Raw genomic sequence first — 17,201 nt, forward strand, 5'->3', positions numbered from 1 at the left:
CTTGGCCAATCGGCTTCCACTATCAAGGTGCTAGCATCCAGCTAAATGTTCAAGCCCAGTTTGCCTCAGCACCTCTGACCGCGGAGTCATCTCAGCCCCAAGGCCATCCCCGCTGCCAATGTCATTTTAATCACGAAAGTTATCGAATTGCAGCGCCAGGTCTGGCCCTTCCTCTCCACGCAGCAGGGCCATGACGGCTTGCAGGTCATCACGTTTCTTGCCTGTGACACGGACTTTCTCGCCTTGGATCTGGGCCTGGACCTTGAGCTTGGAATCCTTGATACGCTTGACGATATCCTTGGCTTCCTTCTGCTCCAGACCCTGCTTGAGATTGACGCTCTGACGTGCCTTGACACCGGACAATTCAGGGTTCTGTTCATCCATGACTCGTGGGTCGATGCCACGCGCAATCAGCTTGTTACGCAGCACATCCAGCATTTGCTTGAGTTGGAAATCCACCTCGGCCGTCAACGCCACCTCTTGCCCGTTCAGCTCGAAGCTGGCGTCCACACCACGGAAATCAAAACGGCCCTGCACTTCGCGATTGGCCTGATCCACGGCATTCTGTGCTTCGTGGCGATCGAATTCAGAGACGATATCAAATGAGGGCATGTGAGCTCCCAGTGGGCAAAGGAAAGGGGCATTCTAACAAGATGGTGGCGTTAGGCGAGCCATGCTTTCAACATGCAAGAGAAGACTTCGGCTCTTGCGCCACCAAGGCCTTGCGCATTCGCCAGGCCGCACAGCCATCCTCGTAGTAGTCATCCAGCCAGCTATCCAGGCGAAATCCGAAGCGTCGATACATCCCCAGCGCGATACGGTTATCGGCCCGCACCTCCAGCGACAGCCATGTACAGCCAAGTGCCTGTCCATCGGCTGCCAGCGCTTCCAGCAGACGCCGTCCCAGGCCACCACCACGCGCCCGGGGAGCGATGCCCAGGGAATAAAGACGTGCCGTCTTGCTGCCACGCCGCATCAGCAAGGTGCCATAACCGAGGACTCCTGATGCGTCTTCCGCCACCAGGGTATGAGCATTGGCACGGTTGAGCAGGTGCCATAACTGGCGCCGGGAAAAGCGGTCCCCGGAGAAAACGGTATTTTCCAGCTCGACCAAGGCGGCGAGATCAGCAGGTGTAGCAGGGCGGACCTGGGCGGACATGACAGCGATCATCCACAATAACAAGGCAACGAAGCATCAGAACAGGGAACAACGGCAGACATGAGGCCGCTGAGTGCTGAATTCTACCTTTGTCAGCACCTGCTCAGCATGAATTTATTTCAAACGGGAAGTGGCTTGTTTTCCACCAGACTCAAGCGCATTCTTGCGCCACGCTGACATCAGTCCCCTTTCTGCCTCACTGTGAGTTTCTTTCCCTATCTTCTTGAGGATCACGCCGCCATGTGTGCTCTGAGAATCGTCGTCGATCGCAGCGACGACTGGCGTCCCTATTACCCGACCGATGACCTGATTGAGGCCGACACTTTTCTGGCTCAGATCGAGCACACGCCCAAACGCATCATCAACCTGTGCACCAACCTGGATTATCTAGGTCGTGGCTACTATGTGTCATTGCTTGCCCAGGCACGAGGTTCTCGAGTATTACCCAGCGTCGATACCCTGAACACCTTGCGCAGGAAGTCCACCACCGCCATGCAGCTTGAAGGCCTGACCCCAGCCCTTGAGGAACTGAACGACCTGCTGCGCGATGAATACATGGACAGCATGACCATCGAGGTGATGTTCGGCGAATGCCACGACCCACGCCTTTCCAGGTTCTCGCGGCGCCTGTTCGAGCGTTTGCCCTGCCCTCTGCTGGAAGCCCGGTTAGAACGCAGGATTACCGGTTGGCGCCTGCTTCGGGTGCGTCCGCTATCGCTCAAGAGCTTGAACGTGGACAGCCAGGAGCTGTTCTCTCGTGCCCTCAACCGTTATTCCCGTGACATCTGGCGTACACCACGCTCCAAGCGTCGCTATCGTTTCGATCTGGCCATGCTGGTCAATCCCGAAGAGCGCCTGCCGCCCAGTAACAAAGGTGCTCTCAAGGCATTCATCCGGGCAGGTCGACGCTGTGGCATTGATGTGGCCTTGATCACGCATCGTGATGCCGGCCGGCTGGCCGAATTCGATGGCCTGTTCCTGCGTGAGACCACGGCGCTGGATCACCATACCTGGCGCCTGGCCCGGCGCGCCGAGCATGAAGGCCTGTGCGTCATCGATGCACCACAGGATATTCTACGCTGCACTAACAAGGTATATCTTCACGAACTGCTGCGTACAAAGGGAGTACCAACCCCCCAGGCTCAACTGCTGCAACGCAGTTCAACCGTGCGCCTGAAGCATCAGGCCCAGGCCATGGATTACCCCCTGGTGCTCAAGGTTCCAGATGGCTCCTTCTCTCGTGGAATCGTCAAGGTCTCATCGCCCGATGAGCTGGTGCGCGAAGCCCAACGACTGTTTGCCAGTTCAGATCTGCTCCTGCTGCAGGAATGGTTGCCGACAGAATTCGACTGGCGAATTGGTGTACTGAACGGCACCCCACTCTTCGCCAGCCGCTATTTCATGGCACGGGGTCATTGGCAGATCTATGATCACTCCGGCAAAAGCGTCAAAAGCGGTGGCTTCACTACCCATGCCATCGAAGACGTACCGAAGGCTGTGATAAAGACGGCGCTCAAGGCCACCCGGCTGATTGGCAATGGACTGTATGGTGTTGACCTGAAACAGATCGGTGATCGCGTGGTGGTCATCGAGATCAACGACAACCCGAATATCGATGCTGGCATCGAAGATGCTGTGCTGGGCAGGAAACTCTACGAAAACATCATGGCAGTATTCCTCCAGCGCATGGAAAACCGTGGCCGAGGGCGTGCGGGCTGACGAAGCTGAAGCATTCCGCTACCCTGCCAGTGCCCCTGAGCACTCATTCCACCATACTCGGATATCCATGAGGCCCCTGATGACGGATCGTGACACTCGCCACAAGAATGCCATGCAGAAGCTCAAGCAGCATGTCGATGACAAAGTCGCAGCGGCCACCGAGGAACGAGGCCTGCTGATGGTCTTCACCGGCAATGGCAAGGGCAAGACCACCGCTGCCTGGGGCACAGTGACTCGCGCCCTGGGCTACGGCTATCGCGTCGGCGTGGTGCAGTTCATCAAGGGCTTGTGGGAATGTGGCGAACGCGAACGCCTTGTCGAAGACCCCAATCTCGATGTGGCCATCATGGCGACCGGCTTTACCTGGGATACCCAGAACCGGGAAAGCGACACAGCCGCCTGCCTGGAAGTCTGGCGCGAGGCAGAACGCATGTTGGCGGATCCTGAGGTTTATCTGGTCGTGCTTGATGAGCTTACCTACATGCTCAAGTTTGGTTATCTGGATATCGCCACGGTCACGGCCGCACTGGAAAACCGACCCAGCGAACAGACAGTGATCATCACCGGACGCAACGCCCATCGCGGCCTGTTGGAAATGGCGGACACCATTACCGAGATGCAGGAAGTTCGCCATGCCTTCAACGACGGCCTGAAAGCCCGGCGAGGCATCGACTACTGAACGGTCATCCTGAAGACCCGCTTCATGCGTTCGAAGAACGCCTCCGCTTCACCACTGTTGCACGGATGACGAGGCTCACCAGCGATCACGTCCGGTGATGCCCGAAGCCTATCCTCATTGGGGTATATCAAACGCTTCAAATGTCCTTCTATGGTCAACCAGTAGCCAAGCACTGGCTACTGAAGCACCACCGCCACTTCTTCATTCCAGTGGAAGGACAATGACAATGACAGCGACAACCACACCATCTTTCCGAGTACGATCGTTCCGGTTGCTCCCCTTTCAGACACCAACTTCATCCAGAATACTCTCCGCCCGTTCCATGTCTTGCCATGCTCTGACCCTGGGCATGTTGAGCGCATTGAGCCTGCACCCTGGCACCACCTTGGCTGCCGATCAGCCTGCCGACACGGTCATGCAGGATGGCGTCATCCATACTGTCGATGCCGAAGACTCCACGGCCCAGGCACTGGCGGTCCGCGATGGTGTCATCGTTTATGTTGGTGATGATACCGGTGCCGAAGATTTCATCGGTCCGAACACTCGCGTCATCGACCTGGATGGGAAGATGGTCATGCCTGGCCTGCAGGATGCCCACATCCACGGCATCAGTGCCGAGCGTCCGCAATGTGACCTCGATTACCAGCCATTCAGCGTCGAGGACTTCAAGTCACACCTCAAAGATTGTCTTGGCAACCCTGAATATGGCAGCAACAATGATGACTGGCTGACGGTTCAGCACTGGTACGTGCAATTCCTGACACCCCAGGGTACTCAGGTATCAAAGGCTCTGCTTGATGAACTGGACAGCGAGCGCCCGATCATCATTTATGATGTCTGGGGCCATTCGGCACTGGCCAACTCCCGAGCCCTTGCATTAGCCGGTATCGATGTCGACACACCCAACCCGAGCGATGGCGTCATTGGACGCAACGATGATGGTACCCCCGACGGCTGGCTTTACGATGGTGCCCAGTTCCTGGTCGACGAAGCCATACCCGAACAGCCACCAATCGATCCACTGGAATCTGCTCGTCAGGGCATGCAGGCATTGATCGCGGAGGGCGTGACCAGCTTCCAGGCCCAGAGCATGGATCGTGAAACGGTTGCCACCTTCGCCGAGCTGCGCGACCGCCATGAATTGCCGGCCCGTGCTCACTTTCTCATTGACTCAGGTGCCAAGAGCGGTGACGAACTCAACGCCTTCATCGCCGAGCTCGATGACATGCGCGCTACCTATGAACGCACGCAGCAGTTACCTCGACAGGTCTATGCCTGGCGCTCGCAAGACCAGCAAGGCCCTCGCCTGGTCGCCGAACCTGGGCTATCCATCGATGGCGTAGGAGAAATCATGGCCGACGGCATTCTCCAAGCACCCACCCAGACAGCGGCACTGCTTGAGCCTTACCTCGTCAATACCGGCAATACTAAGTCGCCTCACTGGGAGCCTGGTGACAAGCGCGGCGAAGCCTATATCGATGCCGAAACATTAGGCACCATGGCAGCCCGCCTCGCTGAAAGCGGCTATCAGACTCAGATTCACGCCATCGGTGATCGTGCCGTGCGCAATGCTTTGAATGCCTTCGCTGCCTTGCGAGGCAATGATGGCACCGACGACGAGTCCGCAGGCTATGACCAGGCTGGCGATTCCCGCCCACTGATGTCTCATGCCGAACTGGTCGACAGCACCGACCACGGGCGCTTCGCCAGCCTCGGCGTGGTCCCGGTGATGTCCTACCAATGGGCCAAGCCAGCGCCGGACTCCACCGATGCGGTGAAGCCTTATCTCGGTACCGAGCGCTGGGCTGGCTATGAGCCAGAAGGCCAGCTTCAGGCGGCAGGTGCCAAGATTGCCTATGGCAGCGACTATCCGGTGGATCCGCTTGACCACTGGTTCGCCATCGAAGCAGCGGTATTGCGCGAAGCCGATTGGGGACCGGAATTCCCCCGCTATGCAGGAGATGTCAACGCAGAACAGCAAGCCCTGTCACTGAAAGATGCATTGCGCGGGATTACGCTCAATGCCGCCTATGCCATGCACCAGGACGATGTCACGGGCTCCCTCGAAGAAGGCAAGCTCGCCGACTTGCTGATCCTGGACCGTAACCTGTTCGAGATTCCCCCCGAGGATATCTCCGATACCCAAGTCCTGGTGACCATGGTCGGAGGGAAAGTCGTTCATCAGGCAGATGACAGCAAACACTGAGTCACAGCGTCAGGCGGTGCTTCCTCAGAACATCAGCCTGACGCCTGCCACCACCCCGGTATCCTCAGTCGGCTCGCCATGAGCCCGGCTGTGGTCAGCGGTATCGCCATACTGCTTTTCCCAGTAGCCGCCGACATAGGGCACGAAGCGACGGCTGACTTCATAGCCGAGCCGCATGCCGACGCGCAGCGAGTTCATCCCTTCAAAGATCTCGAATTCCTTGGTTTCGCTGCCAGCCAGCAGGATTTCGGTACGTGGCTGCAGCGTCAGCCGTTGAGTCAGGCGCAGATCGTATTCGCCTTCCAGCGTAGCCCAGGCATCGCCATCCTCACTGACTCTCAAGGCCACGTCTGTCTCAATACCATAGGGCATGGTACCCATCAGCCCGAATACCCCGTAGGTGCGCTTGGCGTAGTCATTAGAGAACACCCCGCCCTGATGCCCCAGGCCCACCTGCGCTTCCCAGAAGTCTGCAACCAGCCGACTGTAGAGCAGCTCCAGGGACTCAAACTCAGCATCCTGATCGTCGCCCTGGACGTTGCGGCCTTCCGACTTCAGATACAGCCGGTTGATATCACCGCCATACCAGCCCTCGAACTCCCACACCAACGCCTCCGGGCCCTTGTCGGGTATGACGTATTCCAGGCGGTCGAAACTTGCCACTCCCATGGCATGTTCTTCCATCGGCGAGGGCCAGTCTTGCGGTACGTCGTAACCATCCTCGGCATGGACAACGGACATAGGCACCCACAGCAGAACGCCCGAAACGATGACTCTCTTGGTACTCTTCATGGCGTCCCCCTCAGGCAACCTTGACCACACGGAACATGCCCGCATGCATGTGATAAAGCAGATGGCAATGAAAAGCCCAGCTGCCCTCGGCATCGGCTGTGATCAATGCAGAGACACGCTCCCCCGGCTTGATGTTCAGCGTATGCTTGCGCGGAATCAGCTCGCCCTGCCCGTTCTCCAGCTCCATCCACATGCCATGCAGGTGGATGGGGTGCTCCATCATCGTCTCGTTGACCAGAATCAGGCGCAGGCGCTCATCCTTGGTGAAGTGAATCGGGCCACTGACCTCGCTGAATTTCTTGCCATCGAAGGACCACATGTAGCGCGCCATGTTGCCAGTCAGACGCAGCTCCATCTCACGGCCTGGTGGACGTCGATCCGGCCATGGAGCAAAAGACTTGAGATCGGAATAGAGCAGGACACGACGTTCCTGCGGATCAAGGCCTATGCCCGCCTGGTCATACTGAGAGCCCGGCTGAGCCATACCGGGTGCCAGCCCCTCACCCGTTGCCGCGGTCTGATCGGCACCGGCATATCCCGCGCCCTGCATGCTCGAATGGTCCATTTCCGCCATATTGGAATGGTCCATCTCCGCCATGCTGGAGTGATCCATCTCCGCCATATTGGAATGATCCATCTCCGCCATATTGGAATGATCCATCCCCGCCATGTTGGAATGATCCATGCCTGCCATGTTGGAATGATCCATCCCCGACATATCGTGAGCCCCCATGGCTTCCATCCCTCGGTCAGCAATCCTGCGCCGCTCGGGAATCTCTGCCGCCATACCTTCGCGAGAAGCCAGAGTGGCTCTGGCATAACCACTACGATCCATGGTTTCAGCGAAGATGGTGTACGCCTGATCTGCCTCGGGGGTCACAATGACATCGAAGGTTTCTGCCACGGCAATACGGAACTCATCGACCGGCACCGGCTGAACCGGCTGACCATCAGCCGCGACCACCGTCATCTTTAGTCCAGGAATACGCACATCGAAATAGGTCATGGCCGAGCCATTGATCACCCGCAATCGCACTCGCTCGCCCGGTTTGAACAATGCTGTCCAGTTCTCTTCCACTGAGTGGCCATTGAGCAGGTAGGTATAGGTACTACCGGTTACGTCAGCGATATCCCGCGAGCTCATGCGCATCTTCGCCCACATGCCACGCATCTCTGCCGTTTCAGCGAAGCCCTTGTCACTTACGTCAGCGAAAAAGTCCGCCACCGTACGTTCCTGAAGGTTGTAGTACCCCTCGGTGCTCTTCAGATTGCGGAAGACCGTCATCGGGTCTTCGTAGGTCCAGTCGCTCAACAACAGCACATGTTCACGGTCGTAACGAATCGGTTCAGGTGTTTCGGGGTCGATGATCAGTGGGCCAAGATGGCCGACCTGTTCCTGGAGCCCTGAATGGCTGTGATACCAGTAAGTTCCGTTCTGGCGCACAGGAAAACGATAGGTGAAGGTCTCCCCTGGCGCGATGCCAGCAAAACTCACCCCGGGTACGCCATCCATGTTGGCCGGCAGGATCAGGCCATGCCAGTGGATCGACGAGGGCTCATCAAGCAGGTTGGTCACCTTGAGTACCGCATCCTGGCCTTCCTGCAGGCGAATCAAAGGCCCAGGACTCGTGCCATTGAGGGTAACTGGGTGGGCGACTTTCCCGGCTATGGGCAATGCTTCACGACGGATAGCCAGGGAAATTTCAGGTCCGTTCTCGATACCTTTCGAATAAGCTGTGGCCTGGCCCCAAGGGTTCGCCCAAGCGGGTTGAAGCCCCATGGCCGCAGCCGATCCCATACCCAAAGCAGCGCCGCCTTTGAGCAGTTGGCGGCGAGAGATGACCATCGAATTTGTCATGCGCGACTCCCGTCAATATTTTACTTTCCTCATATTGACGGAGGTTCCTGAATTCACCCTGAATCCCTTCTCCTTCCTTCACGTCACTTACCTGGTCGCCTACCTGGTCACTGCCACTCAGTCATTCAAGGCAGGCAGTACGATGACCACTCGCAAGCCGCCATGAGGGCTGGACATGAAATCGAGCTTGCCGGAATAGCGCGCAATCAACTGGTCAAGAATCGACAACCCCAACCCATAACCAGGTTGACGTTCATCGAAGCGGACACCTCGCCTTGCCAGATTGGGAAGAGCGTCAGGCGGCACGCCGGAACCATCATCCTCTACCGTGATCACCACCTTGTCCCCCACTTCGATCGAGCACCAGACCTGGCTGGCTGACCATTTCCCGGCATTGTCGAGCAGCACACCCAGCATTTCTGAAAAGTCCTGCGACTCCACCGGCAATACCCTCTCTGCCTCACCCTCTTTCGTCAGCAATGCCAGCTCGTAGCGCTTGGAGGGATACAGACCACGGAACATTTCGACCAGACGCTGACTGTCGCGCTGCAGGCTGGCCATGCGTCCGGCATGAGGACCGGCAATCCTCGACCGCCGTAACTCCGCCTCGAGCAGCGCCTGCATATCTTCCATACGCTGAAGCAGACGTTCTCGGCGTTCGTCATCGATAGGCCGCGATCCACGTAACACCTGGGTTACCGCGGCCAATGGCGTCTTGAGTGCATGGGAAAGGTTGGCCAGGGACTCGCGTGAACGTGTCAGCCGATTTTCGATTTCATCGATAAAACGATTGAGCTGCGTCACCAACCCATCAAGCTCTGACGCTGCTTGCACGGATAGACGCTGACGCTGGCCAGCCTGCAACGCTTCCAACTGGCGCTGCAGATGCGCCAGCGGCATCAGACCACGATTCACTGCCAGCAGGTTGAGCGTGGCCAACATCAACAGCAAGGCACCGGCAATGGCACCGACCCACCAATGCAAAGTGGCAAGCCCGGCTTCCACCTGCGAAAAATCCTCGCCGACCAGCAACACTCCAGGTTCGCCTTCAAGGGAGAAAGGTTGCCGATAGACCAGTAAACGTTGCTGCCCAATGGTGAGCTCAGTCAGTCCACTGTCTTCATCAGTGAGCAATGGTTCCAGATCCTGCGACCACTCAGGATTGGATGTTCTGACATCATCGCCCACCTTGAGCACATAGAGATGATGAAAGACTTGATAACCGCGGCTTGCCGAATCCAGCATCAACGACGTCGAACTGCGATCATCGCGGAGCTGCTCGACGGCATGAAGCGCTTCACGGTGCAAACGCTCACCAAGGAAATCCTGGGCTAGCCGATTGAGCAGAATGCCATGCAGTACCCAGGTTGCCACCACCACCACAATAGCGATGCTCGATAACCAGGCAAGCAGACGAAAACGCAGGCTGCGTCGGTCAACGCGAAACGAAAACATAACCCTGCCCTCGGCGAGTCTGGATCAGATCCTTGCCCAATAGACGACGCAAACGGGCCACATAGACCTCCACCAGATTGGGTGCCGCAGCATCCTGGTCAAGGGAGTAAAGCTGATTGAGCAAGTGATCCTTGGACAGCACCCGGTCAGGGTGATGCATGAGATAGCGCAGCAGACGGAACTCCGTTCCGGTCAGCATATGCCAATTGCCATCCTGAAGCCTGACGCATTGGTTCGCTTCATCCAGCGAAATTCCGTTGAGGGATACCGCTTGCTGTACATGTCCGGTGCGTCGTCGCAGCAGCGCCTTGATGCGTGCCAGCAACTCGGCTTCATGGAAGGGTTTGGTCAGATAGTCATCGGCCCCGCCTTCAAGACCTACCACCTTGTCTTCCCAGGTATCGCGGGCAGTGAGGATCAGAATGGGCAGGTCACGGCCCTGCTGGCGCCACTGGTTCATGAGGTCCAGTCCAGAGCCGTCCGGCAAGCCAAGATCCAGCACCGCCAGTGCATAGCTTTCCGTTCCCATAAGCGACCTGGCCACACTCAATGAGGTGGCCAGGTCAACGCGATAGCCGCTGTCTTGCAGACACTCCATCAGACTCTCGGCAAGGAGGTCATCATCTTCAAGCAGCAACAGTTTCATATGCGCACTATGCTCCGAGATCGATGGTTCCTGTCATGCCCACTTCATAGTGCCCCGGAATGTTGCAGGCATATTCCAGTTGGGCGACATCCTGTGGCGCGGTCCATACCAGTTCCTTTGTTTCACCCGGCGCCACGGTGACTGCCTGCATGCTACCACCATGTTCGCCTTCGGCCATATCATGACCGCCATGCGCATCGTGACTGCCTGACATCTGCTGCATCATCTCACGATGTGCTTGCTGGGCCTCGGCATCACCGATGACAAATTCGTGTTCAAGCTGGCCTGTATTGATCACTTCGAAGCGAATCGTCTCACCTGGAGATACTTGAAGCTCCTTGGTATCGAACCAGATATCGCCTGCTTCAACGCGAATGGTGCGATCAATGTCAGCGCTATTCACCATCCCAGTTTTTACAGCATCATGTCCGCCCTCGTGCGAACCTGCTGCGAACACCACTGCCGAGGCCATACCACATCCCAGCATCAGTAGAATCCTGCGCATTACACCACCTCCTGAAACCGATTCGTGGATTCTGTTATAACGCTCGAAGCTGAAACCAGACTGAACACAGGCACCGTGAATGGAAACTCGCATGGTGTCGTGGGAAGCTCGTAATATCGTTAGCACCCAACTCATTCCTGGAGCCTCTCATGCACGTGGATGACGCCATCACCTCACGCAGGTCAGTACGCCGTTTCCTGCCAACACCGGTGGAACGTGAAGTGGTCGAACATATCCTGCGTGTGGCCAGTCGTGCTCCCAGTGGCAGCAATATCCAGCCCTGGAAGGTGCATGTCGTGACGGGTACGGTACTCGAGCGCTTGAGCACCGCATTGATTGCCGCCGCAGATTCCTCCCCGGATACCGAACAGCCCGAATACACCTACTACCCCCGCGAGTGGTTCGAGCCTTATCTCAGTCGCCGACGTGCCTGCGGCTTTGGGCTCTACGACAAGCTGGGTATCGCCCGGGGCGACAAGCCAGCACGCCATCGACAGATGCTGCGAAACTTTCTGTTCTTCGATGCCCCGGTTGGCCTGATCGTGACCATCGATCGACGCCTGGAAACCGGCAGCTACATGGATGCCGCCATGCTGGTACAGAATATTCTCGTGTCAGCCCGTGGCCAGGGGCTGCATACCTGCGCCCAGGCTGCCTTTGCTGGCTATCATGGCGTCGTGCGCCAGCACTTGCCCATGACAGATGACGAGATCCTGCTGTGTGGTATTTCGCTTGGTTACGAAGATCCCAACGCAGCGGAAAATCACTTTGTCACCGAGCGCGTACCGCTCAGCGAATTCACCACTTTCAGCGGTTACTGATTCGGCAAGGACATCAGCATTCAGTGCTTGCGAGATAGCGTAGATACCGCCTGAACCAGAGCGTGAATCGGCTCGCTGAGCGGACCTGTCGCACGATGCACCAGGCCAATATCACGATGAAAGGTGTGCTCTCCCAGATCGATGGCCCGTACACTGCCCGGCCAGCGGCGCAGTGAAGCGGTTTCAGGCACCAGTGCCACACCAACATGATTGGCCACCAGTTGGAGGATCGCATCCAGTTCATCCACTTCGCATATTTCCTTCACACCGAAGTGCATGTCACGTAGAAAACGATCGACTCTGCGCCCGCCAAAGGAGGCCCGGTCATAACGTACGAAGGGTTGGGTCGACAGCAATTCACGCCAATCGCTGCCTTCTTCCGAGGCGGGTACCACCAAGCGGAAAGGTTCACGTGCCAGCAGCGTCCAGTTCAGGTCACTCGGCAAGGAGAATGGTGGCCGGATGACCACCGCCATATCCATTTCTCCAGCATCCACCTGGTTGATCAGGTCCATGGACAGCCCTGGCACCACGCGTGAGCGGCAACCGGGAAAGTACCGATGAAAGCGCGCCATCACTCTGGGCAGCCAGGCACGTTGCACAGAGGCGATGGCACCGATCACCACCAGCGTCGTCGCCGCCTGGTTCAGGGAGGACGAAGCCAGGCCCTCATACAGCCTGATCAGCTCCTGGGCCCGCTCCAGCGTCTGGCGCCCCAGCGCAGTCAACCGCGCTGACCTGCCCTGACGCTCGAACAGACTGACACCCAATGCTTCTTCCAGACGCTTCATCTGTGCGCTGACCGCCGCCTGGGTCAGGCCAACCCGTTTCCCGGCAGCGGCGAAAGTGCCCTCCCGCGCGACACAGACGAATGTCTTCAGCTCGCGAATCATTCATCAATCCTTTTTGTGAATCACATAAAAATAGTTTGATTTTATTTTTATGTCACTCGCGCGAGGATACTCTTGGTACATAACAACTGACGACGTGCATTGACCGACTTGTATTGACTGACGTGCACTGAACAAGGAGCTAGCCCCATGAGCCTTTCCCCTTTCCACCTGGCCATCCCTGTCTACGACCTCCAAGCCACGCGGCGCTTCTATGGCGAAGTGTTCGGTCTTGAGGAAGGACGCTCCAGTGACCATTGGGTCGACTTCAATTTCTATGGCCACCAACTGGTCATCCATGAACACCCCAAGACGCCCTCCCAGGAAAGCGCTCACACCAACCCGGTAGACGGGCATGACGTGCCCGTGCCTCACTTCGGTATCGTGCTGGGTTGGCAAGAATGGGAAGCCTTGGCCGAACGCCTCAAGTCCTTTGGCACCGAGTTTGTCATCGAGCCTTACGTTCGCTTCAAGGGACAGGTCGGAGAACAGGCCACCATGTTCCTCCTCGACCCCTGCGGCAACGCGCTGGAGTTCAAGGCATTCAAGGACATGAGTCAGCTGTTTGCCAAGTGATAGCGCGCCAAGTGATAGCGCTGCATTCAGGGTGACGTCACCGGACTGGTATCATCCTGCCAGTCCGCCAGACGCCCATCGATGAGATGGATGCGGCGATCGACACGTTCGGCGATGGATTCTTCATGGGTTACGGCAACGACGGTCTTGCCATGCTCCCGAACCAGATCATTGAGGATATGGAAGACCTGTTCTGAACTCTGGCTGTCGAGGCTGCCGGTGGGCTCGTCGGCCAGTACCAGCGGCGGATCATTGGCCAGCGCCCTGGCAATGGCCACGCGCTGACGCTGACCACCCGACAACTGTTCCGGCAGCTTGTCGAGATGGGCCGCCAGCCCTAGTGAATCCAGCAGTTCCTCGGCTCGCGCGCGCCGCTGACTGGCAGACAATCGTCCCAGCTTGCGCATCGGCAGCTCGACATTGGCACGCACGCTGAATTCCGGCAACAGGAAGTGAAACTGGAAGACAAAGCCCATCGATGCCAGGCGCAATGCGGCTCGCTCGGTTTCACTGAGCTCGGCCATGTTGCGACCGCCAATCGTCAAGGTGCCGGCACTCGGCCTGTCCAGCAGCCCCAGCAGATAGAGCAGAGATGATTTCCCAGAACCGGATGGCCCGGTGATGGCGACGAATTCATTGTCGCTGATGCTCAACGTGATATCGCTGACCAGTGTCACCGGTACCGTAGCGGGGAGCACACGTTCCAGAGCCTGAGTCTCGACCAATACGCTCATGTGGCCCCCCGAATGATGGCGACAGGATTGAGGCGTGCCGCACGTCTTGCTGGAAGATAGCCAGCCACCGCCGCCGACAGCATGGCAAAGCCACCTGCGATCAAGTAATGCCAGATGCTCCAGGCCAGCGGCAGATGGGTGATTTCCTGGCCCACCACACCGCCACTGAGCTCAAAGCGAACCATCGACAGGGCAACGCAAAGCCCGAAGCCCAGCAGCCAGCCCAGAACCGAACCGGCGACACCGAACATCAGGCCTTCGATCACGAACAGGCGGCGCATATCTCGCGCCGTGAAGCCCAGTGACTTGAGAATGGCGATGTCGCGAGCTTTCTCATGGGTCAGGGTCGAAATGATGTTATAGATGCCAAACCCGGCTACCAGCAGGATGGTGCCGACCACGGTGTACATGATCACATTGCGTATCACCAGGGCTTCGAGCAGCGACTCATTGGCTTCCTGCCAGGACACCGCCTTGTAGCCAACCTGCGCTTCAGCCCGGGCGGCGACGTCGGATGCCATATCCGGGTCGGGCAGGTAGAGGCGAATGTTGTTGATGACATTCGGGCGTTCGCTGAGGATCTGGGCCTTCTTCAACAGTACGTAGCCTTCCCCCTCATCACGCGCCGTGGTGCCAGTATGAAACAGACCGGTGACCTTGAATGCCCGGGTCTGACCGGTCGAGGACACCAATGTCAGGGTCGTGCCGTAATCGGCCCCCAGTTTATTCGCCAGGCCATCGCCAATGACAATGTTGTTGCCACCACTGAGCAAGGATGAGAAGTCACCGCGAATGAAGTCCTCTGCCTTGATGGCTTCTACCTCTGTCTCGGGTTGAGGCTCGATACCGTAGATCGTGATGCCCTGGTCGCGCCCGGCATATTGCACCACCCCTTGAGTCTCCAGGCGCCAGACCAGTTCACCTGGCACCCAGGCGCTCAACTGGGCGCGAATCTGCTCCGGGTTGAGCATCCCCCGGCGATCCTCGAGGGGACGCAGACCGCGAATGCGGGTGGCGGCAAACACATTCTCGACCGGTTGCCGACGGGCCTCGCGCTGTTCGTCGCTGATCTGTACATGCGGCATGTCATTGACCAACTGGTCGATCAAGTCATCCTCACCGCCCTGCATCAATGCGGCCATGGCAATGGAAAAGCCCACTCCCAGCCCCACGCTGAGAATGGCTACCCAGGTCTGACGTCCACGTCCCAGAATATGCGTGACCGCCAGATCCAGGATCAGGGTGGTCATGCATCATCTCCCTCGGTGATGCTCACTTTGCTGCCGTCCGTCAGTTCTGCAGGCCAAGGCACAATGACCTGGCTATCTTCAGCCAACGAAGAGATCACCTCGACACGCTCAGTTCCGCGAATCCCCACTTGCAGGGTACGCCGATGAGCCTTGCCCTCCTCCACCACGAACACATCATCCTGGTGAAAGGCCTCCACAGGCAGCAACTGCGCATTTTTCACCACACGCGTGATGATATTGGCTTCCACCGTCATGCCAATACGTAGCGGAGAATCATCGGACAAGCGCAGATAGACACGATACGTTCTGGCCACTGGATCCCCTTTGGGGGTGATGCGCGCGACGTCGGCCTGTATCTGTTGCCCAGGGAAAGCATCGGACTGAATCAGTACCCGTTGGCCTACCTCCACCACGGGAATATCCTCTTCATTGACTTCGGCAACGACCTCCAGCCCATCTTGCCTGCCAACCCAGAACAGCGTCGTATCTGGACCTGCAATCTCACCGACATCACCATCCTGGCGCAGTACCTGGCCAGCTTGTGGTGCACGCAATACATGGTGGTCGAGCAAGGTTCGCTGGGCACTGGCCAGGGCTCGGGCACGAAGTGCATCACTACGCGCCTGGTCCAGTTCCTGACGACTGACAGAACCCTGCTGTGCAAGACGCTCCATGCGCTGGAGATCAATACCTGTCTGTTCCACGCGAGCTTCCAGATCCTCCAATCGAGCACTGGCCTCACGGTCATCAAGGCGTACCAGCACAGTGCCGGCCTCGACCCACTGGCCCTCACAGCGGCACAGGTACTCGATTCGGCCCTGCGCCAGCGGAGCCAACTGGGCCCATTCATCCGGCTCGACCACGCCGGTGGCATAGACCACATCCGCCGCATCACCGCGTGATGGCGTCACCGTCGAGACCGGCGTCGGACGCAGCCACCACCACACCGCCAGCACGATGATCGCCAGCAGTGCCAATACCAGCAACCCACGAGATATCAGACGTGAAGACAGATGAGGAGACGATTGCACGGGGCGCATTCCCGGGTTACCTTTAACAGACCGACGGTCGGTCTTATTACAGACCCATGGTCGGTCACTGGTCAAGTACTATATCCAGGGGTTCCTCCAGGAACGCTTCCCTGAGGAGGCCATCAGGCGCTATTGATCTCCAGATACGATTGACCTTCAAGTACTATGGGAAACGCCATCATGGCTCGCCAGATAAAAAGCGCAGCACAACGACGCGGGGAACTGCTTGATAGTGCACAGGCACTCTTCTTCGAGCGTGGTTATGACAACACCACCGTCAATGACCTGATCCAGCACGCGGGGCTTTCCAAAGGAGGGTTCTATCACCATTTTTCCTCCAAGGAAGAAGTTCTGGAAGCATTGGTAGAACGCCTCTCCAGTGCCAGTATGGAACAGCTGGCTGATGTGTTGGAGCACCCACAACTGGATGCCCTGGCCAGGCTCAACACCTTTCTTTCGCGGGCCCGGCAGATGAAGGTAGAACAGGTGCCACAGATGCGTGGGCTGTTCGATACCCTGTTCCAGCCGGGCAACCAAGTGCTCTATCACCGCATCAACGCCGCATCCATGGCAGTGATATGTCCGCTATTGGCACGCATCATCGAGCAGGGTCGCCAGGAAGGTTGCTTCGATGTGCCAGACGCCTACCTCGCGGCAGAAACCATCCTCCACCTTGGCGCGGCCAGCTATCGCATCGTGGCTCGCGCATTGCGCGCGGCGGGTACAGAGGATGCCCCCAAGGCGGCCGATGAACTGGAACAGGCGCTGTATTTCCAGGGTATCGTGATTGACCGCATACTCGGCCTGGAGGATGGCAGCGTGAGCTATGTCGAACCTGGCTTCGCACAGGCTATCGTGCAGGCACTGGCTTCAAACTGAT

General features: G+C 57.8%; 18 protein-coding genes. 6 read left to right on the forward strand and 12 right to left on the reverse strand.

The features are described 5' to 3' along the window. Nucleotides 1–126: 126 nt before the first annotated feature. Together Q1K07_RS13580 and Q1K07_RS13585 are read right to left on the reverse strand one after the other, a co-directional pair. Nucleotides 127–612: a YajQ family cyclic di-GMP-binding protein gene (locus tag Q1K07_RS13580; protein ID WP_300311748.1), complete on the reverse strand. Its 486-nt coding sequence runs from the start codon at nt 610–612 to the stop codon at nt 127–129. A gap of 67 nt (nt 613–679) precedes the next feature. Beyond that, nucleotides 680–1,159, reverse strand: a complete 480-nt coding sequence (locus tag Q1K07_RS13585; protein WP_300311751.1) for an N-acetyltransferase — start codon at nt 1,157–1,159, stop codon at nt 680–682. A 240-nt stretch (nt 1,160–1,399) separates the two neighbouring features. Here Q1K07_RS13585 and Q1K07_RS13590 point away from each other — a divergent pair, with 240 nt between their 5' ends. Together Q1K07_RS13590 and cobO are read left to right on the forward strand one after the other, a co-directional pair. Continuing rightward, nucleotides 1,400–2,878 (forward strand): RimK family protein, encoded by a 1,479-nt coding sequence (locus Q1K07_RS13590; protein ID WP_300311754.1) that lies wholly within the window; start codon nt 1,400–1,402, stop codon nt 2,876–2,878. A 79-nt stretch (nt 2,879–2,957) separates the two neighbouring features. After that, entirely contained in the window at nt 2,958–3,557 is a 600-nt protein-coding gene (cobO, locus tag Q1K07_RS13595; RefSeq protein WP_300311756.1) for a cob(I)yrinic acid a,c-diamide adenosyltransferase, read from the forward strand. 176 nt (nt 3,558–3,733) lie between these two features. On the opposite strand, the gene Q1K07_RS13600 is transcribed toward cobO, so the two are convergent. Next, nucleotides 3,734–3,856, reverse strand: a complete 123-nt coding sequence (locus tag Q1K07_RS13600) for a hypothetical protein (RefSeq protein ID WP_300311759.1) — start codon at nt 3,854–3,856, stop codon at nt 3,734–3,736. Nucleotides 3,857–3,906: 50 nt separating this feature from the next. Here Q1K07_RS13600 and Q1K07_RS13605 point away from each other — a divergent pair, with 50 nt between their 5' ends. Beyond that, nucleotides 3,907–5,763: an amidohydrolase gene (locus tag Q1K07_RS13605; protein ID WP_300311762.1), complete on the forward strand. Its 1,857-nt coding sequence runs from the start codon at nt 3,907–3,909 to the stop codon at nt 5,761–5,763. Between the two features lie 24 nt (nt 5,764–5,787). Here the strand turns inward: Q1K07_RS13605 and Q1K07_RS13610 are convergent, their stop codons facing one another. The 5 genes from Q1K07_RS13610 to Q1K07_RS13630 all read right to left on the reverse strand — a co-directional run bounded on the left by Q1K07_RS13610 (nt 5,788) and on the right by Q1K07_RS13630 (nt 11,019). Then, the gene (locus Q1K07_RS13610; protein ID WP_300311765.1) at nt 5,788–6,555 is read right to left on the reverse strand and encodes a copper resistance protein B; all 768 of its coding nucleotides are present in this window, start codon (nt 6,553–6,555) and stop codon (nt 5,788–5,790) included. A 10-nt stretch (nt 6,556–6,565) separates the two neighbouring features. Continuing rightward, nucleotides 6,566–8,413 (reverse strand): copper resistance system multicopper oxidase, encoded by a 1,848-nt coding sequence (locus Q1K07_RS13615; protein WP_300311767.1) that lies wholly within the window; start codon nt 8,411–8,413, stop codon nt 6,566–6,568. A gap of 117 nt (nt 8,414–8,530) precedes the next feature. Further along, nucleotides 8,531–9,868, reverse strand: coding sequence for a sensor histidine kinase (locus tag Q1K07_RS13620; protein ID WP_300311769.1), 1,338 nt, complete (start codon nt 9,866–9,868; stop codon nt 8,531–8,533). Further along, entirely contained in the window at nt 9,849–10,514 is a 666-nt protein-coding gene (locus Q1K07_RS13625) for a response regulator transcription factor (protein ID WP_300311772.1), read from the reverse strand. Before Q1K07_RS13625 ends, Q1K07_RS13620 begins: the two co-directional genes overlap by 20 nt. A 7-nt stretch (nt 10,515–10,521) precedes the next feature. Beyond that, nucleotides 10,522–11,019 carry a plastocyanin/azurin family copper-binding protein gene (locus Q1K07_RS13630; RefSeq protein WP_300311774.1) on the reverse strand — a complete coding sequence of 166 codons (498 nt, stop codon included), beginning with the start codon at nt 11,017–11,019 and terminating at the stop codon, nt 10,522–10,524. Between the two features lie 149 nt (nt 11,020–11,168). Between Q1K07_RS13630 and Q1K07_RS13635 the strand changes: the two genes are divergently transcribed. After that, nucleotides 11,169–11,840: a nitroreductase gene (locus Q1K07_RS13635; protein WP_300311777.1), complete on the forward strand. Its 672-nt coding sequence runs from the start codon at nt 11,169–11,171 to the stop codon at nt 11,838–11,840. 20 nt (nt 11,841–11,860) lie between these two features. Here Q1K07_RS13635 and Q1K07_RS13640 read toward each other — a convergent pair whose 3' ends face one another. Then, complete coding sequence (locus tag Q1K07_RS13640) at nt 11,861–12,733, reverse strand: LysR substrate-binding domain-containing protein (RefSeq protein WP_300311780.1); 873 nt, start codon at nt 12,731–12,733, stop codon at nt 11,861–11,863. Nucleotides 12,734–12,880: 147 nt separating this feature from the next. On the opposite strand from Q1K07_RS13640, the gene Q1K07_RS13645 reads away from it, so the two are divergent. Next, nucleotides 12,881–13,306, forward strand: a complete 426-nt coding sequence (locus Q1K07_RS13645) for a VOC family protein (RefSeq protein WP_300311782.1) — start codon at nt 12,881–12,883, stop codon at nt 13,304–13,306. 26 nt (nt 13,307–13,332) lie between these two features. Here Q1K07_RS13645 and Q1K07_RS13650 read toward each other — a convergent pair whose 3' ends face one another. Genes Q1K07_RS13650 through Q1K07_RS13660 form a run of 3 tightly spaced genes read right to left on the reverse strand, consistent with a single transcriptional unit; the run spans nt 13,333 to nt 16,321 of the window. Next, nucleotides 13,333–14,040, reverse strand: a complete 708-nt coding sequence (locus tag Q1K07_RS13650; RefSeq protein ID WP_300311785.1) for an ABC transporter ATP-binding protein — start codon at nt 14,038–14,040, stop codon at nt 13,333–13,335. Continuing rightward, a complete protein-coding gene (locus Q1K07_RS13655; RefSeq protein WP_300311788.1) occupies nt 14,037–15,290 on the reverse strand; it encodes an ABC transporter permease in 1,254 nt (417 codons plus the stop codon). Before Q1K07_RS13655 ends, Q1K07_RS13650 begins: the two co-directional genes overlap by 4 nt. After that, nucleotides 15,287–16,321: an efflux RND transporter periplasmic adaptor subunit gene (locus Q1K07_RS13660; RefSeq protein ID WP_300311791.1), complete on the reverse strand. Its 1,035-nt coding sequence runs from the start codon at nt 16,319–16,321 to the stop codon at nt 15,287–15,289. Before Q1K07_RS13660 ends, Q1K07_RS13655 begins: the two co-directional genes overlap by 4 nt. A gap of 180 nt (nt 16,322–16,501) precedes the next feature. Between Q1K07_RS13660 and Q1K07_RS13665 the strand changes: the two genes are divergently transcribed. Then, on the forward strand, nt 16,502–17,200 hold the full coding sequence (locus Q1K07_RS13665; protein WP_300311794.1) for a TetR/AcrR family transcriptional regulator: 699 nt from the start codon (nt 16,502–16,504) through the stop codon (nt 17,198–17,200). The last annotated feature ends 1 nt before the right edge of the window (nt 17,201 follow it).

Origin of the sequence: Halomonas sp., assembly GCF_029263665.1 — a bacterium.
Taxonomy (GTDB): Bacteria; Pseudomonadota; Gammaproteobacteria; order Pseudomonadales; family Halomonadaceae; genus Halomonas.